At 61.7% G+C, this 16,749-nt stretch carries 4 protein-coding genes; 2 read left to right on the top strand and 2 right to left on the bottom strand.

The features are described 5' to 3' along the window. Window positions 1–2: 2 nt before the first annotated feature. Together ACQKPC_RS25485 and ACQKPC_RS25480 are read left to right on the top strand one after the other, a co-directional pair. On the top strand, window positions 3–13,676 hold the full coding sequence (locus ACQKPC_RS25485) for a non-ribosomal peptide synthase/polyketide synthase (protein ID WP_427627179.1): 13,674 nt from the start codon (window positions 3–5) through the stop codon (window positions 13,674–13,676). A gap of 75 nt (window positions 13,677–13,751) precedes the next feature. Further along, window positions 13,752–14,708, top strand: coding sequence for an alpha/beta hydrolase (locus tag ACQKPC_RS25480; RefSeq protein ID WP_427627177.1), 957 nt, complete (start codon window positions 13,752–13,754; stop codon window positions 14,706–14,708). A gap of 147 nt (window positions 14,709–14,855) precedes the next feature. On the opposite strand, the gene ACQKPC_RS25475 is transcribed toward ACQKPC_RS25480, so the two are convergent. Continuing rightward, window positions 14,856–15,215, bottom strand: coding sequence for a DUF6124 family protein (locus ACQKPC_RS25475; protein ID WP_427627176.1), 360 nt, complete (start codon window positions 15,213–15,215; stop codon window positions 14,856–14,858). A 589-nt stretch (window positions 15,216–15,804) separates the two neighbouring features. Then, window positions 15,805–16,386, bottom strand: a complete 582-nt coding sequence (locus ACQKPC_RS25470) for a nucleotidyltransferase family protein (RefSeq protein WP_427627174.1) — start codon at window positions 16,384–16,386, stop codon at window positions 15,805–15,807. Window positions 16,387–16,749 lie beyond the last annotated feature (363 nt).

Genomic DNA, 16,749 nt, shown 5'->3' with positions numbered 1-16,749 from the left:
GCGTGCAAGAGTTAATCGAGTCGGTAGGACAACTTTCGGCTAAGCAAAGAAAGGCTCTGGCGGTTCTGCTCAAGCAGAAAGGCGTCAACCTTTTTGACATTGCCCCGGTTTTCAAGCGCACGGCTGAAGAACCGTTGTTGCTGTCCTACGCTCAACAGCGCCAGTGGTTTCTCTGGCAATGGGCGCCGCACAGCGCGGCCTACAACATTCCCACGGCCCTGCGCTTGCAGGGCCCGCTGGATGTGGCCGCGTTGCAGCGCAGCGTCCAGGCGCTGATTGAACGTCACGAAACCTTGCGCACGGTGTTCACTCAAGACGCCGGGCAACCCTTGCAAACGATCCTGCCCGCAGGATCGTTTGCCCTGGATATTCACGAACTGAGCCCTGAGCTGGCAGCAAACCCGCAGGCGTCGATCCAGGCCTTCGTCCAGACCCAGAGCCAGCAAGCTTTCGATTTGCAGACCGGCCCGCTGTTGCGCGCGGCCCTGCTGCAAGTCACCCCGCATGAACATGTGTTGGTGCTGACCTTGCACCACATCGTGTCGGACGGTTGGTCGTTGCAGGTGATGATCGAGGAACTGGTGCAGTTGTATGCCGGTTTCAACCTCGGGCATGACGCCGGGCTGCCGGCCTTGCCGATTCAATACGCCGACTACGCCCTGTGGCAGCGGCAATGGATGGAGGCCGGCGAACAGGAACGTCAACTGGCCTACTGGCAACACAAGCTCGGCGGTGAGCAGCCGGTGCTGGAGTTGCCTACCGACCGTGCGCGTCCTGTGGAGCAGAGCTTTGCCGGGGCCAGCCATAACCTGATTCTGGACCCGACGCTGAGCGACAGCCTCAAGGCCTTCGCCCGACGGGAAAACGTCACGCTGTTCGTGCTGTTACTGGCCTCGTTCCAGGCCTTGTTGCACCGCTACAGCGGCCAGGCCGACATCCGCGTCGGTGTGCCGGTGGCCAACCGCGGGCGCGTGGAGATCGAGCGTCTGATCGGCTTCTTCGTCAACACCCAGGTGCTCAAGGCGGACGTCGACAGCCAAGCCAGCTTCGTCGATTTGCTGCGTCAGGTTCGGCAAACCGCCCAGGAAGCCCAGGCGCACCAGGACCTGCCGTTCGAACAACTGGTGGAAGCCCTGGAGCCGGGACGCAGCCTGAGCCACAGCCCGTTGTTCCAGGTGATGTTCAACCACCAGGCCGAAAGCCGCATCAGCGTCGAGACCCGCTTGAACGGCTTGAGCATCGAGCCGCTGGAATGGCAAAGCGCAACCGCGCAGTTCGACCTGGTGCTGAACACCACCGAACAGGCCCATGGCATTGAAGCGGTGCTCAAATACGCCACCGACCTGTTCGAAGCTTCGACCATCGAACGCCTGGCGCAGCACTGGCGCAACCTGCTGCGGGCGATCGTTCAGGACCCGACCCAGCGCATTGCCCAGCTGCCGGTGCTCGATGACGCGCAGCAACAGCAACTGCTCGCGCACTGGAACCCGAGCCCGGTGGTGCATCCGGTCAACCAGTGCATTCATCAGTTGATCGAGGCTCAGGTCGAGCGTCATCCGCAGGCGCCGGCGGTGGTGTTCGCCGGGCAACGGCTGACGTATGTCGAACTCAATCACCGGGCCAACCAATGGGCGCATCTGCTGATCGCCCGTGGCGTCGGCCCCGATGTGCGGGTGGGCGTGGCGGTGGAGCGTTCGCTGGACATGATCGTCGCCATTGTCGCTGTGCTGAAGGCCGGTGGCGCTTATGTGCCGCTGGACCCGAGCTACCCCGACGACCGTTTGCGCTACATGATCGAGGACAGCGGGATCGAGCTGTTGCTGACCCAGGGTCACCTGTTGGCGCAACTGCCGATTCCACCGGGGCTGGCCTGCCTGGACCTGAATCAACCACCGCAGGACAGCAGCACGGCTAATCCGCCGTGCATGACTACGGCAGACAACCTCGCCTATGTGATTTACACCTCCGGGTCCACCGGCAAGCCCAAAGGCGCGTTGCTGCCCCATGACAATGTCATTCGCCTGTTCAGCGCCACCGATCACTGGTTCGGTTTCGGTCCTGAAGACAGCTGGACGCTGTTCCATTCCTACGCGTTCGATTTCTCGGTCTGGGAAATTTTCGGTGCATTGCTTTACGGCGGCAAACTGGTGGTGGTGCCCCACGACGTCACCCGTTCGCCGGAAGAGTTCTACACCTTGCTCTGCGATGAACAAGTCACCGTTCTGAACCAGACGCCGTCGGCGTTCAAACCGCTGATGCAAGTGGCCAGTGCCTCGTCGCGCAATCATGCACTGCGTTACGTGGTGTTTGGTGGCGAAGCGCTGGAAGTGCAGAGCCTGCGCCCCTGGTTCGAGCGTTTCGGCGACCGCGCGCCGACCCTGATCAACATGTACGGCATCACCGAAACCACCGTGCATGTGACCTACCGCCCGCTGTCCATGGCGGACTTGCAACAGAGCCACAGCAGCCCGATCGGCGAGCCGATTGTCGACCTGTCGTGGTACTTGCTCGATGACGCGCTGAACCTGGTGCCCCAAGGGTGCATCGGCGAGTTGTACATCGCCGGGGCCGGGCTCGCGCGGGGCTATCTGAACCAGCCAGGCATGAGCGCCACCCGGTTCGTTCCGGATCCGTTCAACCCTGTGGCCGGCGAACGCCTGTACCGCACCGGCGACCTGGCGCGGCTGCGCGGTGACGGGGTGATCGAGTACATCGGCCGTATCGACCATCAAGTGAAAATTCGCGGTTTCCGTATCGAGCTGGGAGAAATCGAAACCCAATTGCTCAAGCATGACGCGGTGCGTGAAGCCGTGGTGCTGGCGGTCGAAGGGCTTAGTGGGCAGCAATTGGCGACCTGGATTGTGCCGAGCGAGTCACTGGACGCGGAGGCCCATGCCGGCTTGCGCGATTCGATCAAGGCGCAATTGCGTGAAAGCCTGCCGGACTACATGGTGCCGGTCAGCTGGGTGTTCCTCGATCGCCTGCCGCTGACGGCCAACGGCAAGCTCGATCGCAATCAACTGCCCAACCCCGATGTGAGCCTGGTGCAAGAGGCTTACGCGGCACCGCGCAGCGAACTCGAACAGCGTTTGGCCGAGATCTGGCAGGACGTGTTGAAAGTCGGGCGGGTCGGGCTCAACGACAACTTCTTTGAACTGGGCGGCGATTCGATCATCTCGATTCAGGTGGTCAGCCGGGCGCGTCAGGCGGGCATTTGCTTCTCGCCCAAGGACATCTTCCAGCACCAGACCGTGCAACGCCTGGCCACCGTCGCGCAGCAGAGCGATGCGGTGCAGGCGATGCAAGGTGATGTGCTCGGCGCTGCCGTGCTGACCCCGATTCAACAGTACTTCTTCGCCACCGACATTCCCCAGCGTCAGCACTGGAACCAGTCGATCCTGCTGACCCCGGCCGCGCCTCTGCAAGCGGTTGCGCTGGAGCAGGCCCTGGAACATCTGCAACGGCATCACGATGCCTTGCGTCTGCGCTATCGCCAAACCGCAGGTGGCTGGGCGCAAGAACATGCCGCCGTCGATCAGCCGAACGCACTGCTGCGCACTGTGGCGTTGCCTGACAGCGAGGCTTTGCCAGCGCTGTGCCTGGAGTTGCAGCGTAGCCTGAACCTGAGCGACGGCCCGTTGATCCGTGCTGCATTGGTGGACTTGCCCGACGCCAGCCAGCGACTGCTGTTGGTGATCCATCACCTGGTGGTTGATGGTGTGTCGTGGCGGATCCTGCTCGAAGACCTGCAAACCGCTTATCAACAACTGAGCGCGGGCTCGCCGTTGCGCCTGCCGGCCAAGACCACGGCGTTCAAGGATTGGGGCGAACGCCTGCAAGGCTATGCGCGCAGCGCCGGGCTGGAAACCGAACTGGATTACTGGCGCGGGCAACTGGCCGAAGCGCCGGCAGACTTGCCGCTGGACAACCCTGATGGAAAACTGCAGAACCGTTTCGAGCGCAGCGTCGATACGCGTCTGGATACCGAGCGCACCCGGCAACTGCTGCAACAGGCCCCGGCGATCTATCGCACCCAAGTCAACGATTTGCTGTTGACCGCACTGGCCCGGGTTTTGTGTGAGTGGACCGCCTCCGACAGCGCCCTGGTGCAGCTCGAAGGGCATGGCCGCGAAGACCTGTTCGACGACCTCGACCTGAGCCGTACCGTGGGCTGGTTCACCAGCATGTTCCCGGTGCGCCTGACTCCGCAGGCCAGCCTCGAAGCGTCCATCAAGGGCATCAAGGAACAACTGCGCTCGATTCCCAACAAAGGCATCGGCTATGGCTTGCTGCGTTATCTGGGAAGTGATGAGGCGCAAGCGGCCCTGAGCGGCGTGTCCCAACCCAAGGTGACGTTCAACTACCTGGGGCAGTTCGATAACAACTTCGACGAGGGCGCCCTGTGGGTGCCGGCCACCGAAGGCAAGGGCGCCGGTCAGGATGAACAGGCGCCGATGAGCAACTGGCTGACCATCGACGGCCGCGTGTACCAGGGGCAATTGAGCCTGACCTGGACCTACAGCGGCGACGTGTTCGAAGAGGCGACCATCAACGCCCTGGCCCGCGCTTATGAAGTTGCGCTGGGTGAGTTGATCGACCATTGCCTGAATCATCCGAGCGGCGGCCTGACCCCTTCCGATGTGCCATCGGCCGGGTTGTCCCAGGCGCATCTGGACAGCCTGCCGATTGCGGCGCAGCGGATCGAGGACATTTACCCGCTGGCGCCGATGCAGCAGGGCATTCTGTTCCACAGCCTGTACGACGCCGACGCCAGCGCTTACGTCTATCAGATGCTGCTGGATATCGACGGGCTGGATGTACCGCGCTTCCAGCAAGCCTGGCAGCGAGTGGTGGATCGTCATGAAGTGCTGCGCGCCGGTTTCATCTGGGGCCTCGACGGCCTCGATACACCGCTGCAAGTGATCAATCGCCAGCTGACCCTGGAAATGCCGGAAGTGGATGTGCGCGCCGAACCAGACGTGCAGGCCGTGCTTGAGGCCCGTGCCTTGGCTGATCGCGAACGCGGTTTCGACTTGCAGAATCCGCCGCTGCTGCGCCTGTGCCTGCTGCGCACCGCCGATGATCGTCATCGCCTGATCTTCACCTGCCACCACATTCTCATGGACGGCTGGAGCAACTCGCGGATGTTTGGCGAAGTGCTGCAAGATTACGCCGGGCATCCGGTGCCGAGTGCCCAGGGCCGTTATCGCGACTTCCTGGCCTGGCTGCAACGTCAGGACAAGGACGCGGCGCAAGCTTTCTGGCGCGGGCAGTTGACCGAACTGGACGAGCCGACGCGGTTGGCCTCGGCCTGCCACGGGCAAACCGTGCCCGGCCCCGGCAAAGGCGTGCATAAGCTGACCTTTGACGCAGCCTTTACCCAGCGTCTCAACGGTTTCTCGCGTCAGCAGCAAGTGACGCTTAACAGCCTGGTGCAAGCCGCGTGGCTGTTGGTATTGCAGCGCTATACCGGGCAGAGCAGCGTCGCCTTCGGCGCGACGGTGTCCGGTCGTCCGGTGGACCTGCCGGGTATCGAGCAACAGTTGGGCCTGTTCATCAATACCCTGCCGGTGATCGCCAGCCCGCAAGCGACCTGCAGTGTCAGCGACTGGGTGCGCAGCGTGCAGGACAAGAACCTGTTGCTGCGTGATTACGAGCAGACGCCGTTGCAAGACATCCAACGCCTGGCCGCGCTCAACGGCGAAGCGTTGTTCGACACCTTGCTGGTGTTCGAAAACTACCCGGTGTCCGACACCCTGGAGGCCAATCCGGGCGGCTTGCGTTTCAGCGGTCTCGAACATCGCGAGCAAACCAATTACGGCCTGACGCTGATCGCCGGTGCCGGTGAAGTACTGAGCCTGGACTTCAACTACCTCACCGAGCACTTCGCCGAGCGCAGCATTGTCGGCCTGGCCCGTCATCTGGAAGAAGTGCTGCGCCAGTTCCTCGACGCGCCGCAACGCTTGCTGGGCGAGATCGGCCTGTTGCCGGCGAGCGAGCTGCGCACCCTGGCCGAATGGAATGACCATCATGCGGTATACCCGGCCCAGGCGTTGATCCATCAGGGTTTCGAAGCCCAGGTCGAAGCGCGGCCACAGGCGATTGCCTTGCAGCATGCCGGTGCTGGTTTGACCTATGCCGAACTCAATCGCCGCGCCAATCAACTGGCCCGTCATCTGCAAACACTGGGTGTCGGTGCGGAAATCCGCGTGGGCGTGGCGATGCCTCGTTCCGCCGAACTGGTGATTGCCCTGATGGCGGTGCTCAAGGCTGGTGGCACCTACGTGCCGCTGGACCCGGACTACCCGGCGGATCGCGTGGCCTACATGCTCGACGATAGTCAGGCGCGGGTGCTGCTGACCCAGCAGCACTTGCTGTCGCAGTTGCCCGAGACCCAAGCCCAAGTGGTGTGGGTCGAGGCGGGCGGTCAGGCCTTCGCTGACCTGGCATCGCACAACCTTGAACGCCGGGTCGACTCCGCCAACCTGGCTTATGTGATTTATACCTCCGGTTCCACCGGTAAACCCAAAGGCGTGGCGATCGCTCATCGCAACGTGCAGGCGTTGATCCACTGGTCGCACGAGGTGTACAGCGAAGAGGACCTGCAAGGCGTGCTGGCCTCGACTTCGGTGTGCTTCGACCTGTCGGTGTGGGAGATTTTCGTCACCCTGGCCCGCGGCGGTTCGATCATCGTGGCGCGTAACGCCCTGGAATTGCCGGACCTGCCGGAGCGCGATCAGGTGCGCCTGATCAACACCGTACCGTCGGCCATCGCGGCCTTGCAGCGCGCCGGGCAGATCCCTTCAGGTGTGCGCATCATCAATCTTGCGGGTGAACCGCTCAAGCAAGCGCTGGTGGACACGTTGTACCGCGAGACTTCGGTCGAGCACGTTTACGATTTGTACGGGCCGTCGGAAGACACCACCTATTCGACTTGCACCCGCCGCGAAGCCGGCGGCCAGGCCAACATCGGCCGGCCGCTGGTGAACACCACCGCGCACTTGCTTGATGCCCAATTGCAGGCCGCCCCGATTGGCGTTGCCGCCGAGTTGTACCTGGCCGGTGACGGCATTACCCGTGGCTATCTGTTCCGCCCGAGCCTCACCGCCGAACGCTTTGTGCCCAACCCGCTGGCCAGCAATGGCGAGCGGATGTACCGCACCGGCGACCTGACCCGTTTTCGTGAAGATGGTGCAATCGAATACGTCGGCCGCATCGATCATCAGGTCAAGGTGCGCGGGTTCCGTATCGAACTGGGTGAAATCGAAGCGCGATTGCTGGCCCACGACAGCGTGCGCGAAGGCGTGGTGCTGGCGGTGGAAGGCCATAGCGGCCAGCAACTGGTGGCCTATGTGGTGCCGGCGCAGTCTGACCTGAGCCCGCAACAGCAGGACGATCTGAGCGAGGCGCTCAAGGCCGGACTCAAGGCGCATCTGCCGGATTACATGGTGCCGGCGCAATGGCTGTTCATCGAACAATTGCCGCTGACCCCCAACGGAAAACTCGACCGCAAGGCGTTGCCGACCCCGGACGCTAACCCATTGCAACGCGATTACGTGGCACCGCGCACTGCGCTGGAGCAGCAGATTGCCGGGATCTGGCAAGACATTCTGAAACTCGAGCGGGTCGGTGTGACCGACAACTTCTTCACCCTGGGCGGCGACTCGATCATCTCCATTCAGGTGGTGAGCCGGGCGCGTCAGCAGGGCATCAGCTTCACGCCCAAGGATCTGTTCCAGCAGCAGACCGTCCAGGGGCTGGCCACTGTCGCGCAGCTCGGCAAAGCCCTGGCGCCAACCGATCAAGGCCCGGTGACAGGTGAGACACCGTTACTGCCGATTCAACAATGGTTCTTCGAACAAGCCTTGCCGCAGCGTCATCACTGGAATCAGTCGGTGCTGCTCAAACCGTTGAACCCTCTGCTGGCCGCGACACTTGAGCAGGCCTTGCACGCGCTGATCGATCATCACGACGGCCTGCGCCTGGGCTTTACCCAAACCCCAGGCAGCTGGTCGGCGAGCTATCGGACCGTGGAACAACAGCGCCTGTCACCGTTGTGGCTGGAATCGGTCAGTGATGCCGCCCACCTGGAACGCGTCGCCGAACAAGCCCAGCGCAGCCTGGATCTGCAACAAGGCCCGTTGTTGCGTGCGGTGTTGTTCGATTTGCCTGAGGGCGAACAGCGCTTATTGTTGATCGTTCATCACCTGGTGGTCGATGGTGTGTCGTGGCGGATCCTGCTGGAGGATTTGCAGGGCAGCTACCGCCAGTTACTGGCCGGCGAACCGTTGGCATTGGCGGCCAAGACCACGTCCTTCAAGCATTGGGCGGAGCAATTGCAACGTCACGCCCGCAGTGAATCGCTGCTTGGACAACTGCCTTACTGGCAGGCGCAGCGCTCGGACGGCGCGCCGCTGCCGCAGGATAACCCCCAGGGCAGCCTGCAGAGCCGCCATGCCTTGACGCTTTACAGTCGCCTGAACCCGACCTTGACCCGACGACTGCTGCAACAGACCCCGGCGGCTTACCGCACACAGGTCAACGACCTGTTGCTGACGGCGCTGGCACGGGTGATCGCCCGTTGGAGCGAACAGTCGTCGGTACTGATTCAGCTCGAAGGCCATGGTCGTGAAGATCTGTTCGATGGCCTCGATCTGACCCGCACGGTCGGCTGGTTCACCAGCCTGTTCCCGGTCAAATTGACCCCGACCCAGGAGCTGGCCGGCTCGATCAAGCAAATCAAGGAGCAACTGCGCGCAATTCCGGATCGTGGCATTGGTTACGGTGTGCTGCGTTATCTGGGGGACGAGGCTTGCCAGGCGTCGCTGCGAACCCTTCCGACACCGCGTATCACCTTCAATTACCTGGGCCAGTTCGACGGTAGCTTCGATAGCCAGAGCGGTGCCTTGTTTGTGCCGGCCGATGAGTTCAAGGGCGCAGAGCACAGTCACGATGCGCTGCTGGGTAACTGGTTGACGCTCAATGGCCAGGTGTACGGCGGCGAGTTGAGTGTCGGCTGGTCGTTCAGCACGCAGATGTTCAACGCCTCGACCATTGAACACCTGGCCGAGGAGTACGCCCGGGAACTGGAGCTGCTGATCGAGCATTGCTGCCAGCCGGACAGCCACGGCGTCACGCCGTCGGACTTCCCGTTGGCGCATCTGGATCAGGCCCGACTGGACGCCTTGCCGATAGCCCCGTCCCGGATCGAAGACATTTATCCGCTGTCGCCGATGCAGGAGGGCATGCTGTTCCACACCTTGTCGGACAATGGTTCCAGCCTGTACGTCAATCAGATCAGTTTGCCGGTGGGCGGTCTGGATGTTGAGCGTTTCCGCAAGGCCTGGGAGGCGGTCATCGAGCGTCAGGCCATCCTGCGCACCAGCTTCCATTGGCATGATGGCTTGGCCAAACCGCTGCAAATTGTCCAGCGTCAGGCGACGCTCGATTTGCAGGTGCTCGACTGGCGCGATCGCGACGCCAGCGAGGCGGACATCGCCGCGCGGGCCGCCGAGGACCGCGCGCGAGGCTTCGAGCTGACCCATGCGCCACTGCAACGAGTGTTGTTGATTCGCAGCACTGAAGATCAGTACCAGATGGTCTGGACCAGTCACCACATCCTGATGGACGGCTGGAGCAGCTCGCGGCTGTTTGGTGAGGTGATCCAGCATTACGCCAAGGGTGAAATCAGCGCTGAAAACGGCCGCTACCGCGACTTCATCGCCTGGTTGCAAGCCCAGGACCAGGACGCCCGGGAGCTGTTCTGGAAAGCCCGGCTGGCCCCGGTCAACGAGGCGACGGCGTTGAGCCAGGCCATCCATCCACGGCATGTGTCCGATGAACCCGGCCACAACGCCATTTACTCCCATTGGGACGCGCAACAGACCGGTCGTCTGCTGCAGTTCTGCCGCGATCTGCGGATTACCCCGAACACGTTGATCCAGGGCGCATGGTTGCTGCTGTTGCAGCGTTATACCGGGAAAAACACCGTGACCTTTGGCGCCACGGTATCCGGGCGTCCCGAGAGTTTGCCCAATGTCGGCAACATGCTGGGGCTGTTCATCAACACCTTGCCGATCATTCAGACGCTGGAACCGGATCAGCCTCTGGCAGACTGGCTGAACCGGATCCAGGCTTACAACCTGGATATCCGCGACCATTCCCAGGCTCCGTTGGCGGACGTGCAACGCTGGTCCGGCCTGGGCGGGCAGGCGCTGTTCGACAGCATCATCGTGTTCGAGAACTACCCGATCGACGACCGCCTGCAAGAGGACAACGATAGCGGCCTGAGCTTCGGCAAATCCATCGGCCATGACGTGACGAACGTGCCGATGGACCTGGCGGTGACGCTCGGCGACGAATTGTCGATTGAGTACCTGTACCTGCGCAGCCACTTCAGTGCCGAGGCGGTGGAGGGGATTCGCCTGACGCTGGAAAACACCCTTGAGGCGATGATGCGCGCGCCTGACGAGCGCCTGGGTAACCTTCAGCGTCTGTCGCTTGAACAATGGCAGGCGATGCAAACCTGGAGCGCCGAGCCGCCAGCGGATCATCAGCCGCAGCTGTTGCCGGAGCTGATCGGTCGACACGCACTGAGTCAGCCCGAGGCCATTGCGGTGCAATGCGCCGGGCTGAGCCTGAGCTACGGCGAACTGGAGCGACGGGCCAATCGTCTGGCCCATTGCCTGATCGAACACGGCGCGGGGCCGGAGGTGGTGATCGGCGTGGCACTCCCACGTTCGCTGGAAATGGTCGTCAGCTTCCTCGCCGTGCTCAAAAGCGGCGCGGCGTATGTGCCGTTGGACATTGATTATCCGCCGGAGCGTCTGGCGTACATGATCGAAGATTCCGGCATGGCGCTGCTGTTGACCCAGAGCAGCCTGCGGGCAACGTTACCGGCGCCTGAGGGCCTGTTGCGCCTTGAGCTGGATCAGCTCGACGAGTCCCGTTATGCCGATGAGGCGCCGGTGTGTCGCGTGTTGGAGCAAGGGCTGGCCTATCTGGTTTACACCTCGGGTTCCACCGGCCGGCCAAAAGGCGTGGCGGTCACCCAAGGGCCGCTGAGCATGCACTGTCAGGCCATCGCCACACTGTATGAAATGGACACCCGCAGTTGCGAGCTGCACTTCATGTCGTTCGCCTTCGACGGTGCTCATGAGCGCTGGTTGAGTACGCTGTACAGCGGCGGCCGGCTGGTGGTGCGGGACGGTTGCCTGTGGACGCCGGAGCAGACTTATCAGGCGCTGCACGAGTACGGCGTGACCATCGCCTGCTTCCCGCCGGCCTACCTCAAGCAACTGGCCGAGTACGCCGCGGCCAGCGCAATTGCACCGCCGCCGGTGCGCATCTATTGCTTCGGCGGCGATGCGGTGCCGGACCAGACCTTCGAACAGGTCAAGGCGGCACTGCGTCCCGAGTACTTCACCAACGGCTACGGCCCGACGGAAACCGTGGTCACGCCGATGCTGTGGAAAGTGCCGGTGAGCCAGCAGTGTGAAGCGGCTTATGCGCCGATCGGCCGGGCAGTGGGCGCGCGTTCCCTGTATGTGCTGGATGAAGAACTGAATCCGCTGCCGCCCGGTTTTGCCGGCGAGTTGTACATCGGTGGCTACGGGGTTGCCCGTGGTTACCATGGTCGGCCAGACCTGACCTGCGAACGCTTCGTGCCCAACCCGTTTGCCGGCGGTGAGCGGCTGTACCGCACCGGCGACCTGGTGCGCTTGCGCCAGGACGGCGTGGTCGATTACGTCGGCCGCATCGACCATCAGGTCAAAGTGCGCGGGTTCCGCATCGAGCTGGGTGAAGTCGAGGCCAGCCTGCGGCAACTGGCGCCGGTCCGCGACGCCCTGGTGATCGCCCGGGACAATGCCTCCGGCAAGCAACTGATCGGTTACGTCGTCACCGAGGCCGGGCAGCACGTGGATGATAAGGCGCTGGGCGATGAACTCAAGGCCGGTCTGCGCAGCACCTTGCCTGAATACATGGTGCCGGCGCAGATCGTCTGCCTCAGTGCCTTCCCGATCACCCCCAACGGCAAGCTCGACCGCAAGGCATTGCCCGAGCCGGAGTTCAAAAGCGAGGAATACGTTGCCCCGCGCAATCAACAGGAACAACTGCTGGCGGACATCTGGGCGCAGGTGTTGCAGGTGGAGCAGGTCGGTATCAGCGACAACTTCTTCGAACTGGGCGGCGACTCGATCCTGAGCCTGCAAGTGATTTCCCGGGTCAGGAACCACCCGACCCTGCAGATGGACCTCAAGCTGCGCGATCTGATGCGCTACCAGACCATCGCCGGCATCGTCGAACAGGACGTGGTCAAGGCTGGCACCGCACAACCGGCGGTGGACCTCACCCATGTGGCCAGCGAGGGGCTGTTCAATCTGCTGCCGATTCAGGAGTGGTTCTTTGCCGAGGGCATGGCCGAGTCTCATCACTACAACCAGTCGTTTTTGCTGAGTGCGCGTCAGACGCTGGATCTGGATGCCCTGGAACAGGCGCTGGGCTGGATCGAAAACCACCACGACACCTTGCGCCTGCGCTTCTGTCAGGAAGGCGGGCGCTGGTTGCAGCGCTACGCCGCACCGACCGAGCGCCGCGAGCCGGTGCTGTGGCGTCGTGAAGTCGAGAGCAGTGAGCAGGTCGAAGCCTTGGCCAACCTGACTCAGCGCAGCCTCAAACTCGACGATGGGCCGGCCTGGCGTGTGGTGCACATCGCCTTGCCGGACGGCCAGGCGCGACTGTTGATGGTCATCCACCATCTGGTGGTCGACACCGTGTCGTGGCGGATTTTGCTCGACGACTTGAAGGTGGCCTATGAGGCTTGCGTGATGGGCATCGAACCGCAATTGCCGATCCGCACCAGCAGCTATCGTGCGTTTGCCGAAGCGTTGCAGGCGCAGGCGCCGGTGATTGCCGAGCAGGAATTGGCCTACTGGCTGGAGCAACTGGATCAGCCGGGTATCGACCTGCCGTGCGACAACCGTCGCGGCAAGAATCAGGTGCGTCACCAGGCTCAGGCGCGGCTCAAGTTGTCCCGCGAGCGCACCGAACAGTTGCTCAAGCAGGCGCCAGCGGTCTATCGCACGCAGATCAACGATTTGCTGCTGTCGGCCCTGAGCCGGGCGTTGTGCCGCTGGAGCGAACAGTCGTCGGCGCTGATTTTGCTGGAAGGGCACGGCCGCGAGGACCTGTTCGAGAACATCGACCTGAGTCGCAGCCTGGGCTGGTTCACCAGCATGTTCCCGGTCCGGCTCACCCCCGACAGCGCGGACATCGGCGCGTCGATCGTCAACGTGCAGGCGCAATTGGCGGCGATCCCGCAGAAGGGCATCGGCTATGGCGTGTTGCGTCACCTGGCCGGCCCGCAACTGGCCCGCCAGTTGGCTGATCTGCCGCAGGCACGGGTGACGTTCAACTATCTGGGGCAGTTCGACCAGAGCTTCGACGAGCAGGCCTTGCTGGTGCCGGCGCTGGAAGAAACCGGCGACAACTACAGCCTGCAGGCCAATCTGGGCAACTGGCTGGAGATTGTCGGCCAGGTGTACGACGGCCAGTTGGCGCTGCGTTGCATCTACAGCAGCCAGCGTTATCGGGCCAGCACCATGGAGTTGTTGATGCAGGATTATCAGCGCGAGCTTGAGGCGTTGATCGAGCATTGCATGGCGCGGGTGGGCTGAGCACCGGGGTTCTAATCATTGCTGGGGGGCGTTGCTCAGGCGCGCTCCTTTTTTACGGACATAAGGATTCTTTCGATGTCGCTACACCCTGATCTGGAAGCCTTCCTCGACCTGGCGCAAGACGGCCAGGACGCAGGCCAGCCAGCGCTGCATCAACTGACCCCGGCCGAGGCGCGGGCGATCTTCGAGCAAACCACCGCGCAATTGCGTTGGAATGCCCCTCAGGATATTGATGTGCTGGAGGTCAGCACCACGGCCCGGGACGGTGCGCCGCTGGCGTTGCGTTTGTATCGCCCGAACGGGGCGACGGCACCGATGCCGGTGCTGGTGTATTTCCATGGTGGTGGTTTTGTAGTGGGCAGCCTGGATTCCCATGACGGAGTCTGCCGCGAATTCTGCCGGCGTACGCCATGCGCAGTGTTGTCGGTTGGCTATCGGCTGGCGCCGGAGCATCGTTTCCCGATAGCGCTGGAGGACGGTGAAGACGCCTTGTCCTGGCTGGCGGAACAGGCGCCGGCCCTGGGGCTGGATGCCGGTCGCGTCGCGTTCGGCGGTGACAGTGCCGGTGCCACATTGGCAACGGTGCTGGCCTTGCAAGCGGTGGTTCAGCCACACACCGTGGCCATCGTCCCCAAGGTGCAGTTGCTGTGTTATCCGGTCACTGATGCGTCGCGAACCCACGATTCGCGTTTGTTGTTCAGTGAGGGGTATCTGCTGGAGAACGACACGCTGGACTGGTTTTACCAGCACTACGCCCGCAGCCCCGAAGATTTGCTGGACTGGCGCTTCTCGCCGTTGCTGGCTGAGGACTTGCGCGGGGTTGCGCCGGCGATTGTGTTGCTGGCCGGGTTCGATCCGTTGCTCGATGAAGGTCAGGCCTACGTCGATAAACTGCGCGCGCAGGGGGTGAGTGTCGAACTCGAACATTGCCCGGGGCTGACTCATGACTTGCTCAGATTGGCCTCGGTCATGCCGGATGTGTTGGGTGTGCATGAAAGCTTGAGTCGGGCGCTGAGTCGGCATTTGGGTTGAGCATGGAAACTGCGGGGTAGTGTGATGTTGATCGTTCCCACGCTCCGCGTGGGAATGCCTCAACGGACGCTCTGCGTTCGGCTCTGGAAGGGACGCGGAGCGTCCCAAGCTGCATTCCCACGCAGAGCGTGGGAACGATCATCCTCGCTAGCCTCGCGGATCGAAGTTATCCAGCACCCGGTTCACGGCCAGCTCCCCGAGCATGACCACGGATTGAATCCCCAACATCATGTTGCGATGTGGCATGTCCATCAATCCGGCGAACTCACTGAGCATCATGCTGGCCGATGCCAGGGTTTCGCAGGCGTTGACCAGCAGGGTTTCGTTATCGATCTCGGTGCCGACATGGTAAATGGTGCTGGGTTTGCGCTTGGTGTCTTTGGGAATGGGCGGCTTGAGGTAGTAATCGAGGGCGCGGTCGGCGGCTTCGTTGAGTTTTTTGGAATCGAGGGATTCGTAGGGGGAAGTTGGATCGGTTTCCGGTGGGTTCGGTGTAGGTTTGAACATAGATGGAACTCCATATGTGATTAAAGGAGCCATCACCCTCGCTACCAAACGAAGGGTGGTGGCCATACGAAGGTTGGTAGACCGGCCCACATGGAAAAACCGGCGCGCCCGAGGGCGCCCTGCGCATGGCCACCATCAAAACAAATGCCGAAAAAGCACCTGCATAAGGTGACGCTATGCGTCATGTGGGACAGCGGGCTACCAAACCCGATCGCTGTTTTTCAGCGACCCGGAAACGATAGAGCCCGGCCCTTAGACGCACAAGCCGGCGGATTCTGGCGTAGTCGTAGGCAGCGGCGCAAGGATGTGTAGCCTGAGTGAGTATCTGGAAGTGTCGTTTAAACAGTGCTTGTTTGGCGATCTGACACTGAGCCTTGTGGTGGCTGTACCGGCCTCATCGCGGGCAAGCCCGCTCCCACAGGTATCTGCTTAGACCAAAGGATTTGTGAACGACACCAATCACTGTGGGAGCGGGCTTGCCCGCGATGAGGCCCGAAAAAACACCCTCAAACCCAGGGTCAAATCACCGGATAAACAAATGCGTCCGCTTTCTCGCTAAAAACCAGTAAGCGTCTGATTAAGTCATCGTTCAAAATTTGGATGATTCTGTAAGTTGACCTGACTCCTGCCTGAGTAGAGGCCACGCTGTCGTCCACCCCTTGGACTTCAAGCGCTCTTGGTACATCGCTTTTTTTTCTTCAGTGAATCTCCAAGTGGGCCTGATGATCAGGTTGAAAAGATCATCCAGTCCCAACGGGGCAGATACCTCACAGGTGTTTCCTTCGCGCAATCTGACGGCTATTGCCGTTGCTGTCTCTGGCCAGTAACGCATTGCATCACTAGTGCAGATGTAAGGTTTATCGCCGTTCTGAACATGCATTCTCGCCTGATTTTTTACTGACCAGAGGACGGTCGGGTCCAAATCTCGCAGAGCTGCTTCTAAAGCCCTGTCATCTGAGGGAGTGCAATGACATGGATCAAACCAGATTACGTCGACGTCGGTCGAGATAGGGGACGGGAAGCGTCCGTGCAAGTGATCCCAAACCGCGTTCCGGACAAAACCTGCACCTATCCAACAATCCGGCAACCCCAGGGAATGAACAAGCTGGAGTAGGCGCCATCGAGCGGGGTCTGCTGAAATGATTGTCTGGACTCTTGAAGCGTTATTCATTGACATCTCCAAGCCATCGTTGGGTAGAAGGATTCCCATCACTACATCTTATGGTGTGCGGGAAATGTCGATGAAACATCATTTGTTTAGCAGTCTCACTTTGGATTTTGTAGTGAATGGACGGGCGTCATCGCGGGCAAGCCCGCTCCCACAGGTATCTGCTTAGACCAAAGGATTTGTGAACGACACCAATCACTGTGGGAGCGAGCCTGCTCGCGATGAGGCCCGAAAGGACACCCTTGAACTTTCAGTTAAAAACCACCGCCATTGATCGTTCCCACGCTCTGCGTGGGAATGCCTCAACGGACGCTCCGCGTTCGGCTCTGGAAGGGACGCGGAGCGTCCCGGGCTGCATTCCCACGC

It is taken from the genome of Pseudomonas sp. NPDC089918, assembly GCF_050280605.1.
Taxonomy (GTDB): domain Bacteria; phylum Pseudomonadota; class Gammaproteobacteria; order Pseudomonadales; family Pseudomonadaceae; genus Aquipseudomonas.
The sequence above is the reverse complement of the archived record's forward strand: the minus strand, read 5'-3'. Positions and strand labels throughout refer to the sequence as shown.

Excerpts from the sequence above, each read along its gene's own strand:
- ACQKPC_RS25480 (WP_427627177.1), top strand. The coding sequence starts at position 13,752 with ATGTCGCTACACCCTGATCTGGAAGCCTTCCTCGACCTGGCGCAAGAC.
- ACQKPC_RS25475 (WP_427627176.1), bottom strand. The coding sequence starts at position 15,215 with ATGTTCAAACCTACACCGAACCCACCGGAAACCGATCCAACTTCCCCC.
- ACQKPC_RS25470 (WP_427627174.1), bottom strand. The coding sequence starts at position 16,386 with ATGAATAACGCTTCAAGAGTCCAGACAATCATTTCAGCAGACCCCGCT.